At 73.5% G+C, this 21791-nt stretch carries 19 protein-coding genes; 13 read left to right on the top strand and 6 right to left on the bottom strand.

Features of this window, described 5'->3' with window-relative positions:
* The first annotated feature begins 48 nt into the window (after positions 1-48).
* Positions 49-873: a DUF3159 domain-containing protein gene (locus ABDB74_RS13090; protein ID WP_346619052.1), complete on the top strand. Its 825-nt coding sequence runs from the start codon at positions 49-51 to the stop codon at positions 871-873.
* A gap of 72 nt (positions 874-945) precedes the next feature.
* On the opposite strand, the gene ABDB74_RS13085 is transcribed toward ABDB74_RS13090, so the two are convergent.
* Both ABDB74_RS13085 and ABDB74_RS13080 read right to left on the bottom strand, forming a co-directional pair.
* Complete coding sequence (locus tag ABDB74_RS13085) at positions 946-1623, bottom strand: TrkA family potassium uptake protein (RefSeq protein WP_346619051.1); 678 nt, start codon at positions 1621-1623, stop codon at positions 946-948.
* A complete protein-coding gene (locus tag ABDB74_RS13080) occupies positions 1623-2291 on the bottom strand; it encodes a TrkA family potassium uptake protein (RefSeq protein WP_346619050.1) in 669 nt (222 codons plus the stop codon). The genes ABDB74_RS13085 and ABDB74_RS13080 overlap by 1 nt, the downstream gene beginning before the upstream one ends.
* A 173-nt stretch (positions 2292-2464) precedes the next feature.
* On the opposite strand from ABDB74_RS13080, the gene ABDB74_RS13075 reads away from it, so the two are divergent.
* The 7 genes from ABDB74_RS13075 (at position 2465) to ABDB74_RS13045 (ending at position 9642) form a co-directional block, all read left to right on the top strand.
* Positions 2465-4504, top strand: a complete 2040-nt coding sequence (locus ABDB74_RS13075) for an APC family permease (RefSeq protein ID WP_346619048.1) — start codon at positions 2465-2467, stop codon at positions 4502-4504.
* Positions 4497-5813 (top strand): TRAM domain-containing protein, encoded by a 1317-nt coding sequence (locus tag ABDB74_RS13070; protein ID WP_346619047.1) that lies wholly within the window; start codon positions 4497-4499, stop codon positions 5811-5813. Before ABDB74_RS13075 ends, ABDB74_RS13070 begins: the two co-directional genes overlap by 8 nt.
* 190 nt (positions 5814-6003) lie before the next feature.
* A complete protein-coding gene (locus ABDB74_RS13065) occupies positions 6004-6429 on the top strand; it encodes a hypothetical protein (protein WP_346619046.1) in 426 nt (141 codons plus the stop codon).
* A gap of 134 nt (positions 6430-6563) precedes the next feature.
* A complete protein-coding gene (locus ABDB74_RS13060) occupies positions 6564-6794 on the top strand; it encodes a DUF4177 domain-containing protein (RefSeq protein WP_346619045.1) in 231 nt (76 codons plus the stop codon).
* Positions 6795-6873: 79 nt separating this feature from the next.
* A complete protein-coding gene (locus ABDB74_RS13055; protein ID WP_346619044.1) occupies positions 6874-7242 on the top strand; it encodes a hypothetical protein in 369 nt (122 codons plus the stop codon).
* 202 nt (positions 7243-7444) lie between these two features.
* Positions 7445-9361: a 1-deoxy-D-xylulose-5-phosphate synthase gene (dxs, locus tag ABDB74_RS13050; RefSeq protein ID WP_346619042.1), complete on the top strand. Its 1917-nt coding sequence runs from the start codon at positions 7445-7447 to the stop codon at positions 9359-9361.
* On the top strand, positions 9358-9642 hold the full coding sequence (locus tag ABDB74_RS13045; RefSeq protein ID WP_346619041.1) for a thiamine-binding protein: 285 nt from the start codon (positions 9358-9360) through the stop codon (positions 9640-9642). The genes dxs and ABDB74_RS13045 overlap by 4 nt, the downstream gene beginning before the upstream one ends.
* Before the next feature lie 353 nt (positions 9643-9995).
* Here ABDB74_RS13045 and ABDB74_RS13040 read toward each other — a convergent pair whose 3' ends face one another.
* Both ABDB74_RS13040 and ABDB74_RS13035 read right to left on the bottom strand, forming a co-directional pair.
* A complete protein-coding gene (locus ABDB74_RS13040) occupies positions 9996-12083 on the bottom strand; it encodes a 3-hydroxyacyl-CoA dehydrogenase NAD-binding domain-containing protein (RefSeq protein WP_346619040.1) in 2088 nt (695 codons plus the stop codon).
* Complete coding sequence (locus ABDB74_RS13035; protein ID WP_346619038.1) at positions 12080-13303, bottom strand: thiolase family protein; 1224 nt, start codon at positions 13301-13303, stop codon at positions 12080-12082. The genes ABDB74_RS13040 and ABDB74_RS13035 overlap by 4 nt, the downstream gene beginning before the upstream one ends.
* Before the next feature lie 222 nt (positions 13304-13525).
* On the opposite strand from ABDB74_RS13035, the gene ABDB74_RS13030 reads away from it, so the two are divergent.
* From ABDB74_RS13030 to ABDB74_RS13020, 3 genes are all read left to right on the top strand, one after another.
* Entirely contained in the window at positions 13526-14635 is a 1110-nt protein-coding gene (locus ABDB74_RS13030) for a substrate-binding domain-containing protein (RefSeq protein ID WP_346619037.1), read from the top strand.
* Between the two features lie 145 nt (positions 14636-14780).
* Positions 14781-15587 carry an ATP-binding cassette domain-containing protein gene (locus tag ABDB74_RS13025; RefSeq protein ID WP_346619035.1) on the top strand — a complete coding sequence of 269 codons (807 nt, stop codon included), beginning with the start codon at positions 14781-14783 and terminating at the stop codon, positions 15585-15587.
* 11 nt (positions 15588-15598) lie between these two features.
* Positions 15599-16885 (top strand): ABC transporter permease subunit, encoded by a 1287-nt coding sequence (locus ABDB74_RS13020; RefSeq protein ID WP_346619033.1) that lies wholly within the window; start codon positions 15599-15601, stop codon positions 16883-16885.
* Positions 16886-17189: 304 nt separating this feature from the next.
* Here ABDB74_RS13020 and ABDB74_RS13015 read toward each other — a convergent pair whose 3' ends face one another.
* A complete protein-coding gene (locus ABDB74_RS13015) occupies positions 17190-18533 on the bottom strand; it encodes a ribonuclease D (RefSeq protein ID WP_346619032.1) in 1344 nt (447 codons plus the stop codon).
* Between the two features lie 39 nt (positions 18534-18572).
* A complete protein-coding gene (locus tag ABDB74_RS13010) occupies positions 18573-19202 on the bottom strand; it encodes a DUF3000 domain-containing protein (protein WP_346619031.1) in 630 nt (209 codons plus the stop codon).
* A 104-nt stretch (positions 19203-19306) separates the two neighbouring features.
* Between ABDB74_RS13010 and hemE the strand changes: the two genes are divergently transcribed.
* Together hemE and hemG are read left to right on the top strand one after the other, a co-directional pair.
* Positions 19307-20413: a uroporphyrinogen decarboxylase gene (gene hemE, locus ABDB74_RS13005; RefSeq protein WP_346619029.1), complete on the top strand. Its 1107-nt coding sequence runs from the start codon at positions 19307-19309 to the stop codon at positions 20411-20413.
* The gene (gene hemG / locus ABDB74_RS13000) at positions 20410-21789 is read left to right on the top strand and encodes a protoporphyrinogen oxidase (RefSeq protein WP_346619028.1); all 1380 of its coding nucleotides are present in this window, start codon (positions 20410-20412) and stop codon (positions 21787-21789) included. Before hemE ends, hemG begins: the two co-directional genes overlap by 4 nt.
* Positions 21790-21791 lie beyond the last annotated feature (2 nt).

Raw genomic sequence — 21791 nt, 5'->3', positions numbered from 1 at the left:
GGCACGGGAGGACGCGCCGCCACGAGGCAGCGAACGAGGGGGACGAACGTGACCGCACCAGGTCCGCCGACCGGCGGCGACCCCACGGGGGAGCCGGGCACGGGGAAGAGCGGGGCCTCGATGTTCGACCGCGACACGCTGCTGGCCCAGCTGGGCGGCTGGCGGGGCATGGTCGACGCGACGCTGCCCACCGTCGCCTTCGTGGTGGCCAACGGCATCGCCGGGCTGCGCACCGGGATCGTGGCGGCGGTGGCCGCGGCGGTCGTCGTCTTCGTCCTGCGGCTGACCCGCCGGGAGAGCGTGCAGCAGGCCGTGGGCGGGCTGTTCGCCGTCGGGATCGCGGTCGCCATCGCCGCCAACACCGGGCAGGCGCGTGACTTCTTCGTGCTCGGCATCGTCCGCAGCCTGGCGATCGGCGTGGTGCTGCTCGGCTCGATCCCGTTCCGGTGGCCGCTGGTCGGCGTGGTCGCCGAGTTCCTCGCGCCGAGCCACCTGGGCTCGATGGCCACGCACACGATGCCCTGGAACCGCCGGACGGCTTCCGACGTCCCCCCGGCGGCGGGGAGCGCCGACCCGGTGCACGGCACCGTCGCGCCGGCCCAGCCGTCGGTGCCGCCCGAGCTGCACTGGCGCCTGGAGCCGCGGCTGGTGCGTGCCTACTCGTGGCTCACCGCGCTCTGGGCGGCGACGTTCCTGCTCCGGGCGGGGGTGCAGTGGGTGCTCTACCGCGCCGACGAGGTCGAGCTGCTGGGCACCGCGTCGGTCATCCTCGGGCTGCCGCTGACCGCGGTGGTGCTGGTCGTGACCCTCTGGGTCGTCGCCCGCCTGCACCGGCACCGCACCACCGGGCCGGGCCCCGACCCCGTCGGCTGAGACACGGCCGGCTGAGACACGGCCGGCTGAGACACGGCCGGCTGAGACACGGCCGTGGCCGGCCGGGACGGTTCAGCCGGCGTCGCCGGGCCCCTCGGGGGCGAAGACGAACTGGAGCTGCTCCTCGGTGTCGCCGTGCGACACGAACAGCAGCTCGTCGCCGGACTCCAGCGGCTCGTCCGGCGACGGGGTGATCACCCGGGTTCCCCGCAGGATCGCCGTGAGGACGGTCTCACGGGGGAGGGGGACCTCCCGCAGCGGACTTCCCACCCACCGGGTGTCGTCGCCCAGGGTGATCTCGACCAGGTTGGCCGCGCCCTTGCGGAAGCTCATGAGCCGGACGACGTCGCCCACGCTCACCGCCTCCTCGACCAGGGCCGCCAGCACCCGCGGGGTGGACACGGCGACGTCGACCCCCCACGCCTCGGTGTAGAGCCACTCGTTGCGCGGGTCCTTGACCCGGGCGACGACGCGGTTCACCGCGAACTCGGTCTTGGCCAGCAGCGAGACGACCAGGTTGGCCTTGTCGTCACCGGTCGCGGCGACGACGACGTCGCAGGTGGCCAGCTGGGCCTCCTCCAGGGAGGACACCTCGCAGGCGTCGGCCTGGACCCACTCCGCACCCGGTACCGAGCGGGTGCGCACCTTGCGCCCGTCCTTCTCGATGAGCATGACGGCGTGGCCGTTCTCCAGCAGCTCCCCGGCGATCGACCGCCCGACCGCACCCGCTCCGACGATCGCGACGCGCATCAGTGCTCACCGTCCTGGGGGCCGCGCTCGATGACCTCGTGCACGCGGCTGGTCAGCTCGTCGGTGACCGCGACCACGAGCTGGTCGCCGTCCTGGAGCACCGTGGTGGTCGTGGGCAGCTGGGCCTCCCCGAAGCGGATCAGCCACGCGGCCCGGGCGCCGGTGGCGGTCTCCAGGGCGATCAGCTTCCGGCCGACCCAGCCCTCGGTGACGGTCACCCGCACCAGCAGGACCTTCCCGGTCGGCTCCCGCCACAGCTCGCTGACCTTCACCGAGAGGAGCTCGCGCAGCAGCCGGTTCACCGTCCACGGGACGGTCGCGACGCTGGGGATGCCCATGCGCTCGTAGACCTCGGCGCGCTTGGAGTCGTAGATGCGGGCGACGACGTGCTGGACGCCGAAGGTCTCGCGCGCCACGCGGGCGGAGATGATGTTGGAGTTGTCGCCGCTGCTGACGGCGGCGAACGCGCCGGCGGAGTCGATGCCCGCGTCGAGCAGCGTCTGCCGGTCGAAGCCCAGGCCGGTGATCTGCCGCCCACCGAAGTCGGGGCCGAGCCGGCGGAAGGACGCGGGGTCCTGGTCGATCACGGCGACGCTGTGCCCGATCTGCTCCAGGCGCCGGGCGATGGCCGAGCCGACGCGGCCGCAGCCCATCACGACCACGTGCACGTGTCACTCCCCGCAGGTTCTGGGCGCGCCGGCGCCGTCCGCCCGCGCATCACCGGGCGCGAAGCTACACCCGCCGGAGGCCCGCAACGGGGGAGGCGGCCCGGATCCCCCCGTGGGGGCGGGTGGGCCGAGTCACCCACGCCGGACGCTCCGGCGTCCGTACCATCGCCGCCGTGCCGAACCTGTCCGACCTCGGACAACTCCCGAAACGTCTCGTCCTCGGCCGCCCGGTGCGCAGTGACCGGCTGGGCGAGTCGTTGCTGCCCAAGCGGCTGGCGCTGCCGATCTTCGCCAGCGACCCGCTCTCCTCCGTGGCCTACGCCACGCAGGAGATCCTGATCGTGCTGACCCTCGCCGGTACCGCGTTCCTGTTCCTGGCGCCGTGGCTGGCCGCGCTGGTGGTCGTGCTGCTGATCACCGTGGTGATGTCCTACCGGCAGGTGGTGCACGCCTACCCGTCGGGCGGCGGCGACTACGAGGTCGCGATGAAGAACCACGGCCAGTTCGCGGGGCTCGTGGTGGCCAGCGCGCTGCTGGTCGACTACGTGCTGACCGTCGCGGTGTCGGTCTCGGCGGGCACCGACAACATCATCTCGGCCTTCCCGGCGCTCAACGAGTACCGCGTGCCGATCGCGCTGGCGCTCGTCACGGTGCTCGCGGCGGCGAACCTCCGCGGCGTGCGCGAGTCGGGGCGGGCCTTCGCGGCGCCCACGTACCTGTTCATCGGCAGCATCCTGATCATGATCGTGACCGGGCTGGTCCGGTACTTCGTCACCGGCGACGGCATCATCGCCGAGAGCTCCGGCTACGGGGTGACCCCCGAGCCCGAGTACACGCAGATGGCCGGGCTGGCCCTGGTGTTCTTCGCGCTGCGGGCCTTCGCCTCCGGGTGCACCGCGCTCACCGGTGTGGAGGCGATCGCCAACGGGGTGCCGGCCTTCCGGCCGCCGAAGAGCCGCAACGCGGCGACGACGCTGGCGCTCATGGGCGGCGTCGCGGCCACCATGTTCGCGGGCGTGACGGCGCTGGCCCTGCTCGCCGACGTCAAGTACGTCGAGCACCCCTGCGACCTCGTCGGCTTCACGGACTGCGAGACCGAACCGCAGCGCACGGTCATCGCGCAGCTGGCCGCGGCCACGTTCGGCGGCGACACGTCGGTGGGCTTCTTCGTCGTCCAGGCCGCCACGGCGCTGGTGCTCATCCTCGCCGCCAACACCGCGTTCAACGGGTTCCCGCTGCTGGGATCGGTGCTCGCCCAGGACCGGTTCATGCCCCGCCAGCTGCACACCCGCGGCGACAAGCTGGTGTACAGCAACGGCATCCTGCTGCTGGCCGGGTTCGCCGGCCTGCTGATCGTCGCCTTCGACGCCGACGTCAACCGGCTCATCCAGCTCTACATCATCGGGGTCTTCACCAGCTTCACCATCGGGCAGTGGGGCATGGTCCGGCACTGGAACCGGGAGATGAGGAGCGCCCCGGACGACGCCGCCCGACGGCGGATGCGCCGCTCGCAGGCCATCAACTTCTTCGGTGGCTCGATGACCAGCGTCGTGCTGGTCATCATCGTCATCACCAAGTTCACCCACGGCGCCTGGCTGGTGCTGGTCTCGATGCCGGTGCTGTTCGTGCTGATGCGGGCGATCAACCGGCACTACTCGAACGTGTCGCAGCAGCTGGAGCCCGACACCGACGCCCGCACCCTGCCCAGCAAGGTGCACGCCGTCGTCCTCGTGTCCAAGGTGCACAAGCCGACGCTGCGGGCGCTGGCGTTCGCGCGGGCCACCCGCCCGGATGCGCTGACCGCGCTCACCGTCAACGTCGACGACGCCGAGACCCGCGGGCTGCAGGCGGACTGGGAGCGCTACGACATCCCGGTGCCGCTGACCGTGCTCGAGTCGCCGTACCGGGAGATCACCCGCCCGGTGCTGGACTTCGTGAAGGGCATCCGCCGGGACAGCCCGCGCGAGCTGGTGGTCGTGTTCGTCCCGCAGTACGTCGTCGGCCGCTGGTGGGAGAACGTGCTGCACAACCAGAGCGCGCTGCGGCTGCGGGCCCGGCTGCAGTTCCAGCCCGGCGTGATGATCACGACCGTGCCGTGGCAGCTGGAGAGCACCGCCGGGCACGACGACGACGGGCGCCGGGGCGGCCCGGCCCCGGGTGACCTGCGCCGCGGGTTCACCGACGACCAGGTCGACGTGTCGCCGTATGGCTGATCCGCGCCGTGGTCGCCGCCGCCGGCCGGCTCGCATCCCGGAGGACCGCGGGGGCGGCTGGACCGGGCGGGAGTTCGAGGTCGCCGTCGGCCCGGTGGCGCACGGCGGGCACTGCGTCGCCCGGCACGAGGGCCGGGTCGTCTTCGTCCGGCACACCCTGCCGGGGGAGCGGGTGCGGGTCCGGGTGACCGAGGACCGGCACCCGGGTTTCTGCCGCGCCGACGCGGTGGAGGTGCTCGAGGCCGCGCCGGCGCGGGTCGAGCGCCCGTGTCCCTACAGCGGCCCGGGGAAGTGCGGCGGCTGCGACTGGCAGCACGTCCGTCCCGCGGAGCAGCACCGGCTCAAGGCCGCCGTCGTGCGCGAGCAGCTGGTCCGGCTCGGGGGGCTGGACGCCGACGACCCCGTGGTCGCCGGCCTCACCGTCCAGGACCTGCCCGGTGGCGCGCTGCGCTGGCGGTCGCGGGCACGGTTCGCCGTCGACCGCACCGGCGCGCCGGGCCTGCGGCGGCACCGCTCGCACGACGTCGTCGTGCTGGACGACTGCCCTATCACCGTGGAGCCCGCCGCGCAGGCGGTGCTCACCCGGCGGTGGCCCGGCGCCGGGGCGGTGGACGTCTCGATCGACTCGGCCGGGGCGGTGACCACCACCCGGCTGGACCGTCGCGGGCGGCCGCAGCACAGCGAGGTCCGGCAGGTGGGGGAGGAGCTGCCGCGCGAGCCGGCGGGCCGCGCCGAGCGACGCGCGGGGGGCCGCGACTGGGAGGTCGAGGGAACCGGGTTCTGGCAGGTGCACCCGGCCGCCGCCGACGCGCTCGTCACGGCCGTGTCCGGCTTCGCCGACGTGCGAACGGGGGAGACCGTCCTCGACCTCTACGCCGGCGCCGGCCTCTTCGGTGGCGCCCTCGCGCCGGCCGCCGGTGAGGAGGGTCGTGTGGTCTGCGTCGAGTCCGACCCGGGCGCCTGCGCGGCCGCCGACGCGAACCTGGCGCACCTCCCGCAGGCCGAGGTGTGGCAGGGCGAGGTCGATGCCGACGGGCTGGCGGAGCTGCTCGCGGAGCTGGGCCCCGCGCCCGACGTCGTCGTCCTCGACCCGCCCCGGGCGGGCGCCGGGAAGGCGGTGAGCCGGTTGCTGGCCGGCACCGGTGCCCGCGCCGTCGTCTACGTCGCCTGCGACCCCGCCGCCCTCGGGCGCGACGTCGCCGCCTTCACCGGGGCCGGGTACCGGCTGGCAGACGTCCGCGGCTTCGACGCCTTCCCGATGACCGCGCACGTGGAGTGCGTGGCGCTGCTGGTCAGAGCCGACTCCTGAGCAGTCGAGGAGCGTCGCTGCGGTCACGGGTCGTCATGGCGCTCCGCCGGCCCGGCGGCGCGCCGGGTGGACACGCCGGGCCGCCGGAATACGACACGACCCCGTCTAGTGCGGTCGCGCGGAGATACCCAGACTGACCGCCCGGCCCGCCGCCATCGGAGGCGGTGGGCCAGACGGGGAGGTCTCCTTCATGCGCGTTCGTCGTCTCGTATCCACTGCCCTGGCCGCCGCAGGTCTGAGCGTCGCGTTCGCCGCGCCGGCGCAGGCCGACCACATCGTCGACATCGTCGACGTCGTCGATGGCACCTGCAGGCTCGGGGGCCTGGCGTCCGGGGTCGGCGTCGATGTCATCGGCCAGGTGGTGCAGCAGAAGAGCAGGGACGGGGCGACCACCCGCTACACCTGCCAGTTCCGTGGCATCCCCTCATACGTGTCCGCGGAGGACAGCGCGTATGGGGAGGAGTTCGTGATGCCCCGGAACGGCTTCACCACGACGGTGATCTGCTCGGCCCCGGCGCCCGGCGGCGGGGAGTCGTACAGCGAGCACGGGCGGCTGCGTGTGACGCCCAGCGGGAACGCCACGGTCCAGTGCTCGGGCTTCGACTCGGTTCTCTGACGTGCGGACGGCCCCGCCCCCGACCGGGGGCGGGGCTGTTCGTGTCCCGGGCCGGAGCAGTCGTCACACCCTGATCGCCCCGGGCCGGTCCCGCTGCCGACACCTGCCGGAACGGCATTGGATACCGTCTACGGGTGCCCACGTGGGAATACGCCTCGGTCATCACCGCCAACGACGCCGAGTCGCAGCGGGCCGGAGTGAGCGTCAAGCTCCCCGGTGGTCAGTCGGAACGGCAGCAGGGCGACACCAGCTCGGTGCTCAACAAGCTCGGTGCCGAGGGGTGGGAGCTGGTCAGCTACCACTCCAGCGGCGCCGGCACCTGGGGGTTCGAGCAGTTCTGGCTGAAGCGGCAGGCCGGCTCCTGACCCCGGAGGTCCGGGCGGGCTGAGGCGGCCGGCGGCACGTCGTCGAACGCATGTTCGATGCGTGCGGCAGACTGGTGCGGTGGACGCGACGGTGCCGCCGGGCTGGCCGGACGAGGTGCGCCCGCCCGGGGCCCCGGACTGGGAGCGCACCGCCGTCGCCTGGTTGTTCGACCTGGTGCCGCCCGACTACCGCGCGCACGAGGTGCTGCGCCGCTACCCGGTGCTGCTCGCCCGGTTCGCCGCCGACCACGTCTCCGCGGGTCTGGAGGCTGCGCGCACGGGCTGGCGCACGGTCCGCGTCGAGCTGGCCGACCAGCTCCCGCCGGATGCGATCGAGGCGGCGATCACCGCGTACGAGCGGGAGGGGGCGCGGCTGGCGGCCGCCGCCCGCGGCGTCGAGGTGGTCGGGGGTGCGCTGCGCGGGGAACGGTGGGTCCCGCGACTGTGAGCGGAGCGCGTCGCAGGAGCGAACCCGTGGACCTGAGCGGAGCGCCCCGCGGGAGCGAACCGGTCGACCTGAGCGGACGACCTCCTGAGCTGTGAGCTGCATCCGGGCAACCCGCTCGACCGGAAGAGCGGGGAAACCGCAGTTACAGTGGGCCGGCGGCTGCCGAGCAGCTGCCGCCCGACCGAGAGGACACCGCCGAGCCGTGCCGCTCCTGCGATCGCTCCGGGGTCCCGAGGACCTCCGGGCCATACCCGCCGAACAGCTCCCCGCGCTCGCGGCGGAGATCCGTGACGCGCTGGTCACCAGCGTGGCGAGGACCGGTGGCCACCTGGGCCCGAACCTCGGTTGCGTGGAGCTGACCATCGCCCTGCACCGGGTCTTCGAGTCCCCGCGCGAGCCGATCGTCTTCGACACCGGGCACCAGTCCTACGTGCACAAGATGCTCACCGGCCGCGTCGACGGCTTCGAGCGGCTCCGCCAGCGCGGCGGGCTGTCGGGCTACCCCAGCCGGACCGAGAGCGAGCACGACTGGGTCGAGAACAGCCACGCCTCCACCTCGCTCTCCTACGCCGACGGGCTGGCCAAGGCCTTCGCGATCCGCGGTGACCGGCGGCCCGTCGTCGCCGTCATCGGCGACGGCGCCCTGACCGGCGGCATGGCCTGGGAGGCGCTGAACAACATCGCCGCCGCGCAGGACCGCCCGGTGGTCATCGTGGTCAACGACAACGGCCGCTCGTACTCGCCGACCATCGGCGGCGTCGCCGACGCGCTGGCCACCCTGCGGCTGCGGCCCGGCTACGAGCAGGCGCTGCTGCAGGTGCGCCAGGCGCTGCACCGGGCCCCCGTCGTCGGGTCGGCGCTCTACGACGCGCTGCACGCGATCAAGAAGGGCCTCAAGGACGTCCTCGCCCCCCAGGGCATGTTCGAGGACCTCGGCCTGAAGTACGTCGGTCCGGTCGACGGGCACGACATCGAGACGATGGAGTCGGCGCTGCGCCGGGCCCGCTCCTTCGGTGGCCCGGTGATCGTCCACGCGGTCACCACGAAGGGTTTCGGGTACCCGCCCGCCGAGACCGACCAGATCGACGCCTGGCACGCCACCGGGGTGTTCGACCCCGACAGCGGCGCGAGCGTCGCTGCGGCACGGGACTGGACCACCGCCTTCTCCGACGAGCTCGTGCGCATCGGCGCCGAGCGCTCCGACGTCGTCGCCATCACCGCGGCGATGCTGCACCCGACCGGGCTGGCGGCGTTCGCCGAACGGTTCCCCGAGCGCACCTTCGACGTCGGCATCGCCGAGCAGCACGCGCTGACCTCGGCCGCCGGGCTGGCCATGGGCGGGCTGCACCCCGTCGTCGCCGTCTACTCGACGTTCCTCAACCGCGCGTTCGACCAGCTGCTGATGGACGTCGCCCTGCACCGCCAGCCGGTGACGGTCGTCCTCGACCGCGCCGGCGTCACCGGTAGCGACGGCGCCTCCCACAACGGCATGTGGGACATGTCGCTCCTCTCGGTGGTGCCCGGACTGCGCCTGGCCGCCCCACGGGACGAGCCCACGCTGCGGGAGGCGCTGCGCGAGTCCGTCGCCGTCACCGACGGGCCGACGGTCGTGCGTTTCCCCAAGGGGGCGCCACCGGTCGACATCCCGGCGCTCGAGCGGCGCGGGCCAGTCGACGTGCTCCGCCGCGGGCAGCGGCCGGACGTGCTGCTCGTCGCCGTCGGGTCGATGGTGCCGATGTGCCTGGCCGTCGCCGAGCGCGCCGCCGACCACGGCATCGAGGTGACCGTCGTCGACCCGCGGTGGGTGCTGCCGGTGGCCGACGAGCTGGTGACCCTGGCGTCCGGGTTCCGGCTGGTCGTCACCGTCGAGGACGGCGGCCGCGCCGGGGGAGTGGGCACCACGCTCACCCAGGCGCTGCAGGACCGTGACCTCGACGTGCCCGTGCGCAGCGTCGGTCTGCCGCAGCAGTTCTTCGAGCACGGCAGTCGCGGCCAGGTGCTGGCCGACGCCGGGCTCACCGAGCAGGACGTGGCCCGCCGGATCGCGGAGTGGACGGCGGTGCTCACCGAGCGCGCCGAGGACCGGCTGGCCACGCCGGCCGTCGAGGACCGGGCGTGAACGTGATCGCCGAGATCCAGGTCGCGCCGTCGCCGCCCGGCACCGCTGAGAACCCGCACGCGCACGTGGAGGCGGCGATCGCCGTCATCCAGTCCTCGGGGCTGCGCTACGAGGTGGGGGCCCTGGGCACGACGCTCGAGGGCGAGGCCGACGAGGTCTGGGCCACGCTGCGTGCCGCGCACGAGGCGATGCTGGCCGCCGGGGCCCCGGCCGGGCTCTCGCACATCAAGGTCGCCTCGGTGGACCGCACGATGGACAGCCTCACCGCCAAGTTCCGCTGAGGACCCGCGCGGGCTCGTCCGCGCCGTACGTCAGCCCTCCTCGCGGTGCGCGGCGAGGAGGCTGCCACACCGCGCGGACGAGAAGCCGGTGTGAGGTCTGGGCCGTCGGCACGGTCCTGCGATGGACGCCGAACGCTGGCGGGGTGACCCGCCTGCTTCCGGCGGCGGCCCGACGTGGTCGCTGTGCGGGCGGGGGCTGAGGCGGGGCCGGCCTCGTCACGGGAGGTCGACGGCATCCGCTGGTTCTGCCCTCCGTGCGCTCGCGTCGTCCTCCCTCGCCGCGGAGCGTCCTTCCTCACGGTGCACCGCGAGGGAGAACGCTCCACGACCAGGTCACCTGACCCCGGCGGACGTCAGGCGGGGAGCGAGGCGACGCCCTCCGGCAGGAACCGCGAACCGGTGACCCGCTCGGAGACGCCGGTGCGGTCCAGGTAGGCGGAGATGCCGCCCAGCCAGAACGGCCACCCGGCACCGAGGATCATGCTCAGATCGATGTCCTGCACCGCCTGCACCACGCCCTCGTCCAGCATCAGCCGGATCTCCTGCGCCAGCGCCTCGACCGCCCGGTCGTGCACCTCCTCCTCGGTGAGCGGCTGGTCGCCGGCGAAGGCGTCCGCGAGCTCGGGGTCGACGACGCCCGGCTCGACGAACACACTCGTCCTGCCCAGCTCGACGATCGTCCGCAGGCCCTCGCCGACGGCGAACCGGCCGGGGAACGCCTCGTGCATGCGCTCGGCCACGTGCAGCGCGACCGCGGGGCCGACGAGCGAGAGCAGCTCGAACGGCGTCATCGGCAGGCCGAGCGGGTCGAGCGCCTTCTCGGCGACCGACACGGGGGTGCCCTGCTCGACGGCGGCGGTGACCTCACCCAGGAACCGGGTGAGCAGCCGGTTGACCACGAACGCCGGGGCGTCGGCCACCAGCACGCAGCTCTTCTTCAGCGACTTCCCGACGGCGAAGGCGGTGGCCAGCGTGGCGTCGTCGGTCTGCTCGGCGCGCACGACCTCCAGCAGCGGGAGGACGGCGACCGGGTTGAAGAAATGCAGCCCGACGACCCGCTCGGGGTGCTCGAGCTTCGCGGCCATCTCGGTCACCGACAGCGCCGAGGTGTTGGTCGCCAGTACGCACTCGGGGGAGACGACCGCCTCCACCTCGGCGAAGACCTGCTGCTTGACCGACATCTCCTCGAAGACGGCCTCGATCACCAGGTCGGCGTCGGCGAAGACGTCCTTGGACAGCGAGCCGGTGACCAGGCCCTTGAGCTGGTTGAGCTTGTCGGCCGACAACCGGCCGCGCTGGGCGAGCTTGTCCAGCTCGCCGTGCACGTAGGCCACGCCCTTGTCCACGCGCGCCTGGTCGATGTCGGTGAGGACCACCGGCACCTTCAGCTGCCGGACGAAGAGCATCGCCAGCTGCGAGGCCATGAGCCCGGCGCCGACGACGCCCACCTTGGTGACCTTCCGGGCCAGCTTCCTGTCCGGCGCGCCGGCCGGCCGCTTGGCCCGCCTGTTCACGAGGTCGAACGCGTACAGCGAGGCCCGCAGCGGGTCGCTCATCAGCAGCTCGGTGAGCGCGTCGTCCTCGGCCGCGGTGCCGGCCGTGAACGCCTCGCCCTCGGCGCCGGCCCGCGCCAGGTCGAGCAGCTCGACCGACCGGACGGGGCCGGGCGACGCGTTGCGGGTGCGGGCGGCCACGACAGCGCGAGCACGGGCGATGGCATCGTCCCATGTGGAGCGGTCGATCTCCGGCCGGACGGGCGTCACCGAGCCGCCGAGCACACCCACCGCCCACTCGAGCGAGCGCTCGAGGAAGTCGGCCGGCTCGAAGAGCGCGTCGGCGATGCCGAGCTTCACGACCTTCGGGGCGGGCGTCATCCTGTTCTGCGCCAGGGCGTTCTCGACGATGACGGTGACGGCGGCGTCGATGCCGATCAGGTTCGGCAGCAGTTGCGTGCCGCCCCAGCCGGGGACCAGCCCGAGGAAGGCCTCGGGGAAGCCGACGGCTGCGCCGCTGCTGATCGTCCGGTAGTGGCAGTGCAGCGCCAGCTCCAGGCCGCCGCCGAGCGCGACGCCGTTGACGAAGGCGAACGTCGGGATCGACGAGTCCTTGAGCCGGCGGAACACCCGGTGGCCGGTCTCGGCGATCTCCCGTGCGGCAGCGCCATCGGTCACTGACGGAACGCCGGAGAGGTCGGCCCCCACCGCGAAGATGAACGGCTTGCCGGTGACGGCGATGGCCGCCGGCGCCGGGGTACGCGCCGAGATCTCGTCGAGGGCGGCGTCGAGGGACGCCAGCCCGCCCGGCCCGAAGGTCGAGGGCCGGGTGTGGTCGTGCCCGTTGTCCAGGGTGATCAGGGCGATCTCCCCGGCCAGCCCCGGGTAGGTCAGGAACCGCAGCTTGGCGGCGGTCACGACCTCGTTGTCGAAGACGGCGTTCGTCACTTCTGGAACCCCTCCCAGTTCGGGTTCTCCCAGATCACGGTGGCGCCCATGCCGAGGCCCACGCACATGGCGGTCAGGCCGTAGCGGACGTCGGGCCGCTCGGCGAACTGGCGGGACAGCTGGGTCATCAGGCGGACGCCGGAGGAGGCCAGCGGGTGGCCGACGGCGATCGCGCCGCCCCACGGGTTGACGCGCTCGTCGTCATCGGCGATGCCGAAGTGGTCGAGGAAGGCCAGCACCTGGACGGCGAAGGCCTCGTTGAGCTCGAACAGGCCGATGTCGGAGATGGACAGGCCGGTGCGGGCCAGCGCCTTCTCCGTCGACGGCACGGGGCCGATGCCCATCACCTCGGGCTCGACGCCGGCGAAGCCGTAGCCGACCAGGCGCATGCCGACGTCCAGGCCGAGCTCCTCGGCCACCTCCTCGGCGGCCAGCAGGCAACCGGTGGCGCCGTCGTTGAGACCGGCCGCGTTGCCGGCGGTCACGTTGCCGTGCGGACGGAACGGGGTCTTCAGCGTGCCGAGGCCCTCGAGGGTCGTGTTCGGCCGCGGCGGCTCGTCGACGGTGGCCAGCCCCCAGCCCTGCTCGGCCGACCGGGTGGCGACGGGCACGAGCTCGGGGCCGATCTTCCCGTTGGCCACCGCCTTCGCGTACTTGTGCTGGCTGGCCAGCGCGAAGGCGTCGCAGCGCTCCTTGGTCAGGTGCGGGAAGCGGTCGTGCAGGTTCTCCGCGGTCGAGCCCATGACCAGCGCCGACGGGTCGACCAGCTTCTCGCTGACGATCCGGGGGTTCGGGTCGACTCCCTCACCCATGGGGTGGTGGCCCATGTGCTCGACGCCGCCGGCGATGGCGACGTCGTAGGCGCCGAAGGCGATGCCGCTCGCGGTCGTGGTGACGGCGGTCATGGCGCCGGCGCACATCCGGTCGATGGCGTACCCGGGGACGGACTTCGGCAGGCCCGCGAGGAGGGCGGCGGTGCGGCCGATGGTCAGCCCCTGGTCGCCGATCTGGGTCGTGGCGGCGATGGCGACCTCGTCCACCCGGTCGGCCGGCAGGGCCGGGTTGCGGCGCATCAGCTCGCGGATGCAGCGCACGACCAGGTCGTCGGCGCGCGTCTCGGCGTAGATGCCCTTCGGACCGGCCTTGCCGAAGGGGGTGCGGACGCCGTCGACGAAGACGACCTCGCGCAGCGAGCGTGGCCGCCGCTCAGTGGAAGACACAGAACCTCCGCAGCAGTTCGGGGACCGGCCGGGGGAGGCGCGGTCGCCGGTGAAGTTACCCGCCGGTAACCGGCCACCCGATGGCAGCTCCCTCGCGCGGGTCGGGCCCCGTGTGGTCACGGTCCTGCAACGGCTCAGTTGTGTGCTTGCGGTCACTCCGACGACGTGGACAAGATGACCCGCCGGAATTTCTCTGTAACCCCAACGAAATGGCAGGCACTCATGGCGCGACGGCGCACCCTGACGACGGCGATCGCGGCGGCCCTGGTCTTCGGCCTGGCCGCGTGTGGTGGCGACGACGGCAACGGCGGCACCGGTGGCACCGGTGGCGGTGGCGGTGGCGGTGGCGGCGGCGAGGCTGCCGGCAAGGTCGGCGTGATCCTTCCCGACACCGCATCCTCGGCCCGCTGGGAGTCGGCCGACCGCCCTCTGCTCGAGGCGGCCTTCGAGGAGGCCGGCGTCGAGCACGACATCCAGAACGCGCAGGGTGACGCCCAACGCATGGCGACCATCGCCGAGCAGATGATCACCGAGGGCGTCACCGTCCTGGCGATCACGAACCTCGACTCGGCCTCCGGTGCGGCCATCCAGCGCCAGGCCGAGCAGCAGGGCGTGCAGACGATCGACTACGACCGGCTGACGCTCGGTGGCGAGAGCGACTACTACGTCTCGTTCGACAACGTCGAGGTCGGCCGCCTGCAGGGCGAGGGCCTGGCGCAGTGCCTCGGTGACGAGCCGGCCAACATCGCGTTCCTCAACGGCTCGCCCGACGACAACAACGCCACGCTGTTCTCCCAGGGTGCCCACGAGGTCCTCGACCCGATGGACCAGTACACGGTGGTCGCCGAGCAGTCGGTGCCCGACTGGGACAACCAGCAGGCCGCGACGATCTTCGAGCAGATGTACACCCAGGCCGGCGGTGACATCCAGGGTGTCCTGGCCGCCAACGACGGCCTCGCCAACGCCGTGATCTCGATCCTGTCCCGCAACAACGTGGCGGGGGAGGTCCCGGTCACCGGTCAGGACGCGACCGTCGAGGGTCTGCAGAACATCCTCGCCGACCGCCAGTGCATGACGGTCTACAAGCCGATCCAGGAGGAGGCGCAGGCCCTGGCCGACCTCGCCGTCGCCCTGGTCAACGGCGAGGAGCCGGAGGTCGACGGCACGGTGGAGGACCCCGAGGGTGACCGCGAGGTGCCGTCGGTGCTGCTCGAGCCGGTCTCGATCTTCCGGGACAACGTCTCGCGGGTCATCGAGGACGGCTACCAGAGCGCCGAGGACGTCTGCACCGGCGAGTTCGCCGCTGCCTGCGAGGAGCTCGGCATCTCCTGAGCCGTTCGGCCGGGGCATCCGCCACGCGGGTGCCCCGGCCGCTCGCTCCTCGCCTCGCGGATCGCCCATCGCCGGTGGTCCGCGAGGCGGCACACTGTCCCACCACGGCCCGGCCAGGGTCGTTCCCGCAGGAAAGGACGCAACGGTGTCCGCACTCGAGCAGACCCCGACCACCTCGACCCTCGACCGGCCGACACTCAGCCTGCGGGGGGTCAACAAGAGTTTCGGGGCCGTCCAGGTCCTGCACGACGTCCACCTCGACGTCTACCCCGGCAAGGTCACCGCGCTCGTCGGTGACAACGGCGCCGGCAAGAGCACGCTGATCAAGGGAATCGCCGGGATCCACCCGTTCGACTCGGGCGAGATCGAGTTCGACGGCGAGCGCGTCACCCTGCACGGTCCGCGCGACGCCGCCAAGCTCGGCATCGAGGTCGTCTACCAGGACCTCGCGCTCGCCGACAACCTCGACGTCGTCCAGAACATGTTCCTGGGCCGCGAGCGCAAGCGCGGCGTGGTCCTCGACGAGGCCTCCATGGAGGAGGCCGCGCGCGACACGCTGACCAAGCTGTCGGTGCGCACGCTCAAGTCCGTGCGCCAGCTCGTGTCCAGCCTCTCCGGTGGGCAGCGGCAGACCGTGGCGATCGCCAAGGCGGTCCTCTGGGAGTCCAAGCTCGTGATCCTCGACGAGCCGACCGCCGCACTGGGCGTCGCGCAGACCCGTCAGGTCCTCGACCTGGTCCGCCGGCTGGCCGACACCGGGCACGCCGTCGTCTTCATCACCCACAACATGGTCGACGTCTTCGAGGTCGCCGACCGCGTCGCCGCCCTCTACCTGGGCCGGATCGCGGCGGACGTCCCGATCGACCAGGTGGACCGGACCCAGGTCATCGAGCTGATCACCTCCGGCCGCTCCGGTGACCTGGGGCTCTCGGCCGAAGACCTCGAGGACTGAGAGGACTCCCCATGTCGAGCAACACCCTGACCGCCGCGGAGGCGAGCGGGCCGCACAAGCCGGCCGCGGGCTTCGAGGGCGACCGGCAGGACAACACCGTGTCCGGTGCCTTCCACGGCTACCTCAACAAGCTGCGGGCCGGTGACCTCGGCGCGCTCCCGGCCGTCCTGGGCATCGTCGTCCTCGGCATCCTGTTCACCGTCCTGCGGCCGGGCACCTTCCTCACCCCGCTGAACCTCTCCAACCTGCTGGTCCAGTCCACGCCGATCATCGTGCTCGCGATGGGCCTGGTCTTCGTCCTGCTGCTGGGCGAGATCGACCTGTCCGCCGGCGTGGTCTCCGGGGTCTGCTCCGCGGTCCTGGCCCAGCTCCTGGTGCAGGCGGGGGTCGCCTGGCCCATCGCGATCCTGGGCGCCATCGCGACCGGTGCCGTGATCGGCATGTTCACCGGCAGCCTCGTCGGGATGGTGGGCATCCCGTCGTTCGTGGTGACCCTGGCCCTCTTCCTCGGTTTCCAGGGCGTCACGCTGCGGTTGATCGGGCAGGGCGGCACCGTTCCGGTGCGCGAGCCGGTCATCCGCGCGCTGGCCAACGAGAACGTGCCGGTCACCCTCGGGTGGATCCTGGCCGCGGTGGTCGCCGTCGCCTATGCCGCCGTGGAGTTCTGGCGGTGGCGGTCCCAGCGTTCCCGGGGCCTGGCGCACCAGCCGCTGGCGCTCGTGATCGTGCGGGTGGTCGTGATCGCCGCCGTGATCTTCGCGGTGACCGCGATCCTCAGCGTCGACCGGGCGCTGGCGGCCGCCATCGACCTGGCCGGCATCCCGTACGCGGTCCCGCTCGTGGTCCTGCTGCTGCTGATCCTGACGTTCGTGCTCTCGAGGACCAGCTTCGGCCGGCACATCTACGCCGTCGGTGGCAACGCCGAGGCCGCACGCCGGGCCGGGATCAACGTGACCCGGATCCGGGTCATGGCGTTCGTGATCTCTTCCAGCATGGCGGCGATCAGCGGCATCCTGGCCACGTCGAGGCTGAGCTCGGTGACGCCCGACGCCGGTGCGGGCAACACCCTGCTGTACGCGGTGGGCGCCGCCGTCATCGGTGGCACCAGCCTCTTCGGCGGCCGCGGCCGGGCCCGCGACGCCGTCCTCGGTGGCCTGGTCATCGCGATCATCGCCAACGGGCTGGGCCTGCTGGGGGTCGCGGCGTACCTGAACTTCATCATCACCGGCGGCGTGCTGCTGCTGGCCGCGGGCGTCGACGCGCTCGCCCGCCGACGGGCCGCCACGGCCCGCCGATGACCCCTGCCGCCCGCCGCGTGCTCCAGGCCGGCGGGCGGCAGGTGACCCACGCCGGCGCCGGCGTCCTCCGCTCCGTGCGGAGGGCGCCGGCGTTCGTCGCTCAGGCATAGGAACCTGTGCCTACGGGTTCGGGCGCCGATCCGTAGGCATAGCTTCCTATGCCTACGGGTTCGGGCGCCGATCCGCAGGCATAGCTTCCTATGCCTACGGGTTCGGGCGCCGATCCGCAGGCATAGCTTCCTATGCCTACGGGTTCGGGCGCCGATCCGCAGGCATAGCTTCCTATGCCTGCGGCTCAGGCGGCTCAGGCGCGGGTGACCGCGTCGGTCAGCACGTCCAGGGTGAGCTCGACCTGCCACTCGCGGGCGCCCCCGGCGCGCAGGGCGTCGGCGACGGCGGCGGCCTCCCGCGGCTCGGGCGGGCTCCACATGATCCGCCGCACCAGGTCGGGGGAGACGACGTTCTCGACCGGGACGGAATGCTTCTCCGACAGCTCGGCGAGGCCGGCGCGGGCGGCCTGCAGGCGGGTGGCGGCGGCCGGGTCGCGGTCGGCCCAGCGGTTCACCGGCGGGGGACCGTCGCCCGGCTTGCTGTGCAGCGGCAGCTCGTTCTCGGGCAGCGCCCTGCCCCGGGCCAGCGCGGTGAACCAGTGCGCCACGAGGCGGCGGTTGGCCCGGCCCCGGAACACCGGCAGCTCCAGCAGCGCGCCCTCGTTCTTGGGATCGGCCTGCACGGCGGCGACCATGGCGGAGTCGGGGAGCACCCGGCCCGGGGCGACGTCACGGCGGCGGGCGAGCTCGTCGCGGGCCTCCCAGATCGCCCGCAGCATGCCCAGCTGGCGGCGGCTGCGCAGGCCGTGCACGCCGGATGTCCGCCGCCACGGGTCCTGCTTCGGGGCCGGCGGGCCGGCGGCGAGGATCGCCTCGAACTCCTGCCGAGCCCACTCGGTCTTGCCCTGCTCCGCCAGGATCGCGGCCAGCGCATCCCGCAGGTCGACCAGCACCTCGACGTCGAGGGCGGCGTAGACCAGCCACTCCTCGGGCAGCGGGCGGGTGCTCCAGTCGGCGGCCGAGTGGCCCTTCTGCAGCGAGAACCCCAGCAGCGACTCGACGACGGCGCCCAGGCCGACGCGCGGCAGGCCGGCGAGGCGGGCGGCGAGCTCGGTGTCGAACACGCGGGCCGGCACCAGGCCGATCTCGGCCAGGCAGGGCAGGTCCTGGTTCGCCGCGTGCAGCACCCACTCGGCGTCGGCGATGGCCGCCTGGAGGACCGAGAGGTCCGGCAGTGGCACCGGGTCGACCAGGCCGGTGCCCGCACCGTCGCGACGCAGCTGCACCAGGTAGGCCCGCTGCCCGTAGCGGTAGCCGGAGGCGCGCTCGGCGTCGACGGCGACCGGGCCGGTGCCCGCGCGCAGCGCCTCGGCGTACTCGACGAGCTGGGTGGAGGTCTCGATGACCGGGGTCAGACCGTCGCGGGGGGCGAGGAGCGGGGTGGCGGGGGTCGTCTCCTCCGCCGGCGTCTCCGTCGGCTGGGGAGTGGGCTCGCTGCTCAGTTGCCGTCCACCTTCTCGCCGGTCCTCGTCCGTCGGTCCACCGGCGCCCGGCCGGGGTCGCCCGCGGCCGGGCGCGGGCTCCAGGGAGCGGAGCACCGGCTCAACGGGCTCCGGGCCCGCTGTGCCGGGTCGATGTTAGAGAGTCTCGGTGCCGACCCGGTCGGAGGGACCCAGCAACCGCACTCCGGGCGGCGGCAGGCCGGCCGCGTTCCCGAGGACCTCCAGCCACGCCAGCAGGTGCCGGTCCAGGTCGGTGCCGTCGGCCGTCCACGAGGCGCGCATCTCGACGTCGACCGAGTGCTCGGGGCCGGCGAGCTCCCCGAACCGGGTCGAGGCGGTGCGGGTGACCGTCCCACCGACGGTGTGGTGGGCGGCGCCTGACTCGGCCAGCGCATCGGTGAGCCAGCTCCACGCCACCTCGGAGAACATGGCGTCGTCGACCAGCTCCTCGTCGGTCTCCGCGGAGAGGTAGCCGACGCAGCGCATGGTGCCGTGCCAGGCCTCGTGCCCCTGCGGGTCGAAGAGCACGATGAACCGGGCGCTGGCGATCTCGAGGTCGTCCTCGTCGTCGCCCTCCGGATCAGGCACCCGGGCACCGATCGCGTGGGCGAAGGGAGCGAGGCGCTGCGGGGCGGGGATGCGCCGCAATTCGATCTCGGGCCGGGCGGAGACGGAGGCCAGCGACTCGAGGGCGGCGCGGAACTCGGCGGGGACGGCGTCGTCCCGGCTCTGGTCCCCGGCCTCGGCCAGGTTGCGCGGCTCCACGTTCGCGAGAGTAGGCCGGTAATCAGGACTCGGTGGCCGACGCGCCGCACGCGCACGGACGCGGCGGGTAGGCGTGGCCTGCGCATCTGGGAGGATCGGCGGTCGTGAGTCCCGCTCCCGTGTCGGCGTCCCCGGCCGATTCCGACCTCGTCCGCGCCGCACGTGGCCTCCCGGTGAGCCGCACCCCGGTCTGGTTCATGCGCCAGGCCGGCCGCTCGCTGCCGGAGTACCGCGCCCTGCGCGCCGGGACGGCGATGCTCCAGGCCTGCCAGGACCCCGACCTGGTCACCGAGATCACCCTGCAGCCGGTCCGCCGGCACGGGGTGGACGCGGCGATCCTCTTCTCCGACATCGTGCTCCCGCTGGTGGTCGCCGGGGTGGACATCGAGATCAAGCCAGGGGTCGGCCCGGTCGTCGCGAACCCGGTGCGCACGGTCACCGACGTCGACGCGCTGCCCGACCTCGAGCCCGGTCAGCTGGCGTTCCTGGAGACCGCGGTCCGGTCGCTGGTGGCCGAGCTCGGCGCCACCCCGCTCATCGGCTTCGCCGGTGCGCCCTTCACCCTGGCCACCTATCTGATCGAGGGCGGTCCCTCCAAGGAGCACGCCCGCACCAAGGCGTTCATGTACGCCGAGCCGGAGGCGTGGTCGCGGCTGCTGCAGCGGCTGTCGCTGTCGGCGGCGACGTTCCTGCGGGCGCAGGTGGATGCCGGGGCCTCTGCGGTGCAGTTGTTCGACTCCTGGGCCGGCGTGCTGTCGGCCGCCGACTACGCCGAGCGGGTGCTGCCGCACTCGCGGGCGGTGTTCGACGGGCTGGCGGAGCGCGACGTCCCGCGCATCCACTTCGGCGTCGGCACCGGGGAGCTGCTGCCGCTGATCGGTGACGCCGGCGCCGACGTCGTGGGGGTCGACTGGCGGGTGCCGCTGGACGAGGCGGCCCGCCGGGTGGGGCCGGGACGGTCGCTGCAGGGCAACCTCGACCCCGCGGTGCTGCTGGCCGACCGCGCCACCGTCGAGCGCGAGGTGCGCCGGGTGGTCGAGCAGGGGCAGGCCGCGCGCGGGCACATCTTCAACCTCGGCCACGGCGTGCTGCCCGACACCGACCCGGACGTGCTCACCCGCGTGGCCGAGCTGGTGCACGAGCTGACCGTCGCTCCGTCCCACCCCACCACGACCGTCGCTCCGTCCCACCCCACCACCCCGGGCGCATGACGTCGCCGCGCCGGCTGGTCGTCGTCGGGGCCGGGATCACCGGCCTGGCCGCCGCGTTCGAGTGGCGCCGTCGGCACCCCGACGACGAGATCGTCGTGCTGGAGGCCGGGGACCGCCTCGGCGGGAAGCTCGACCGGATCGACCTGGCCGGTGCCTGGTACGACACCGGAGCCGAGGCGATGCTCGCCCGGGTGCCGGAGGCGGTCGCCCTCGTGGAGGCCCTCGGCTGGGGGGACCGCCTGGTCGCCCCGGCCACCACGCAGGCGTCGGTGGTCCTGCCCGACGGCCGCTTCCCGCTGCCGGCCGGCACGGTGCTGGGCGTGCCGACCTCGGCCGACGGCCTCGCGGGCGTGCTGACCCCTGCCGGGGTGGAGCGGGTGCGTGCCGAGGCGGACCTGCCGCCGCTGTCGCTGTCCGGGGACGACGTCGCGGTCGGGGCGCTCCTGCGCGAGCGGCTCGGCGACGAGGTCGTCGACCGCCTGGTCGAGCCGCTGCTGGGCGGTGTCTACGCCGGCCGGGCCGACGAGCTCTCGCTGGCCGCCACCATGCCCGCGCTCGCCGCCCACCTGCCCGGCGCGCGCTCGGTGCTCGAGGCGGCGGCCGCCGCCCGGGACGCCGGTGCGCGCAGCCGCGGGGACGTCGACGGCCCGGTCTTCGTCACCGTCGACCGCGGGATCGGGGCGCTGCCGGTGGCGCTCGCCGAGGCGGCGCGGGCGGACGTCCGGCTGCGCAGCCCCGCGCACGGGCTACGCCGGACGGCGTCGGGCTTCGAGGTCTCCGTGGGGCCCGTGGCGGCGCCGGAGGTGCTGACCGCCGACGCGGTCCTCGTGGCGACGCCGGCCACGAAGGCCGCCCGGCTGCTGGGCGGCGTCGCACCGGCCGCGGTGGAGCCGCTGCAGGGGATCCCGTACGCGTCGATGGCCGTGGTCGCCATGGCGTTCCCGGCCCAGGACGTCGCGGCGGGCTCCGGCCTGCTGGTGCCGCCGGTGACCGGCCGGCTGGTCAAGGGCGTGACGGTCTCGTCGGCCAAGTGGTCGCACCTGGGCGCGGGCGGCGTGCTGCGGGTCCGGTCCTCGGTGGGCCGGTTCCGGGACGAGTCGCAGCTGCAGCGCCCGGACGACGAGCTGGCCGCCGCGGTCGTGGCCGACGTCGCGGAGCTGCTGGGGCTCGCGCACCCGGAGCCGCTGCAGACCCGCGTGGTCCGCTGGGGTGGCGGGCTCCCGCAGTACCAGGTCGGGCACCCGGCGCGGGTGCGGGCGATCCGGTCGGCGGTCGCCGGCATCCCGGGGCTGGAGATCGCCGGCGCCGCGTTCGAGGGTCCGGGTGTGCCGGCCTGCATCCGGGACGCGTACCGGGCGGTCGACGCCCTCGGCTGAGG

This window comes from Blastococcus sp. HT6-4 (assembly GCF_039679125.1).
Taxonomy (GTDB): Bacteria; Actinomycetota; Actinomycetes; order Mycobacteriales; family Geodermatophilaceae; genus Blastococcus; species Blastococcus montanus.
Note: the sequence above shows the minus strand (reverse complement) of the source record. Positions and strands in the feature narration are given on the sequence as shown.

What these genes read in the sequence shown, in the direction of transcription:
- ABDB74_RS13070 (WP_346619047.1), top strand. Translation starts at nt 4,497, where the DNA reads ATGGCTGATCCGCGCCGTGGTCGCCGCCGCCGGCCGGCTCGCATCCCG.
- ABDB74_RS13030 (WP_346619037.1), top strand. Translation starts at nt 13,526, where the DNA reads ATGGCGCGACGGCGCACCCTGACGACGGCGATCGCGGCGGCCCTGGTC.
- ABDB74_RS13065 (WP_346619046.1), top strand. Translation starts at nt 6,004, where the DNA reads ATGCGCGTTCGTCGTCTCGTATCCACTGCCCTGGCCGCCGCAGGTCTG.
- hemG (WP_346619028.1), top strand. Translation starts at nt 20,410, where the DNA reads ATGACGTCGCCGCGCCGGCTGGTCGTCGTCGGGGCCGGGATCACCGGC.
- ABDB74_RS13085 (WP_346619051.1), bottom strand. Translation starts at nt 1,623, where the DNA reads ATGCGCGTCGCGATCGTCGGAGCGGGTGCGGTCGGGCGGTCGATCGCC.
- ABDB74_RS13020 (WP_346619033.1), top strand. Translation starts at nt 15,599, where the DNA reads ATGTCGAGCAACACCCTGACCGCCGCGGAGGCGAGCGGGCCGCACAAG.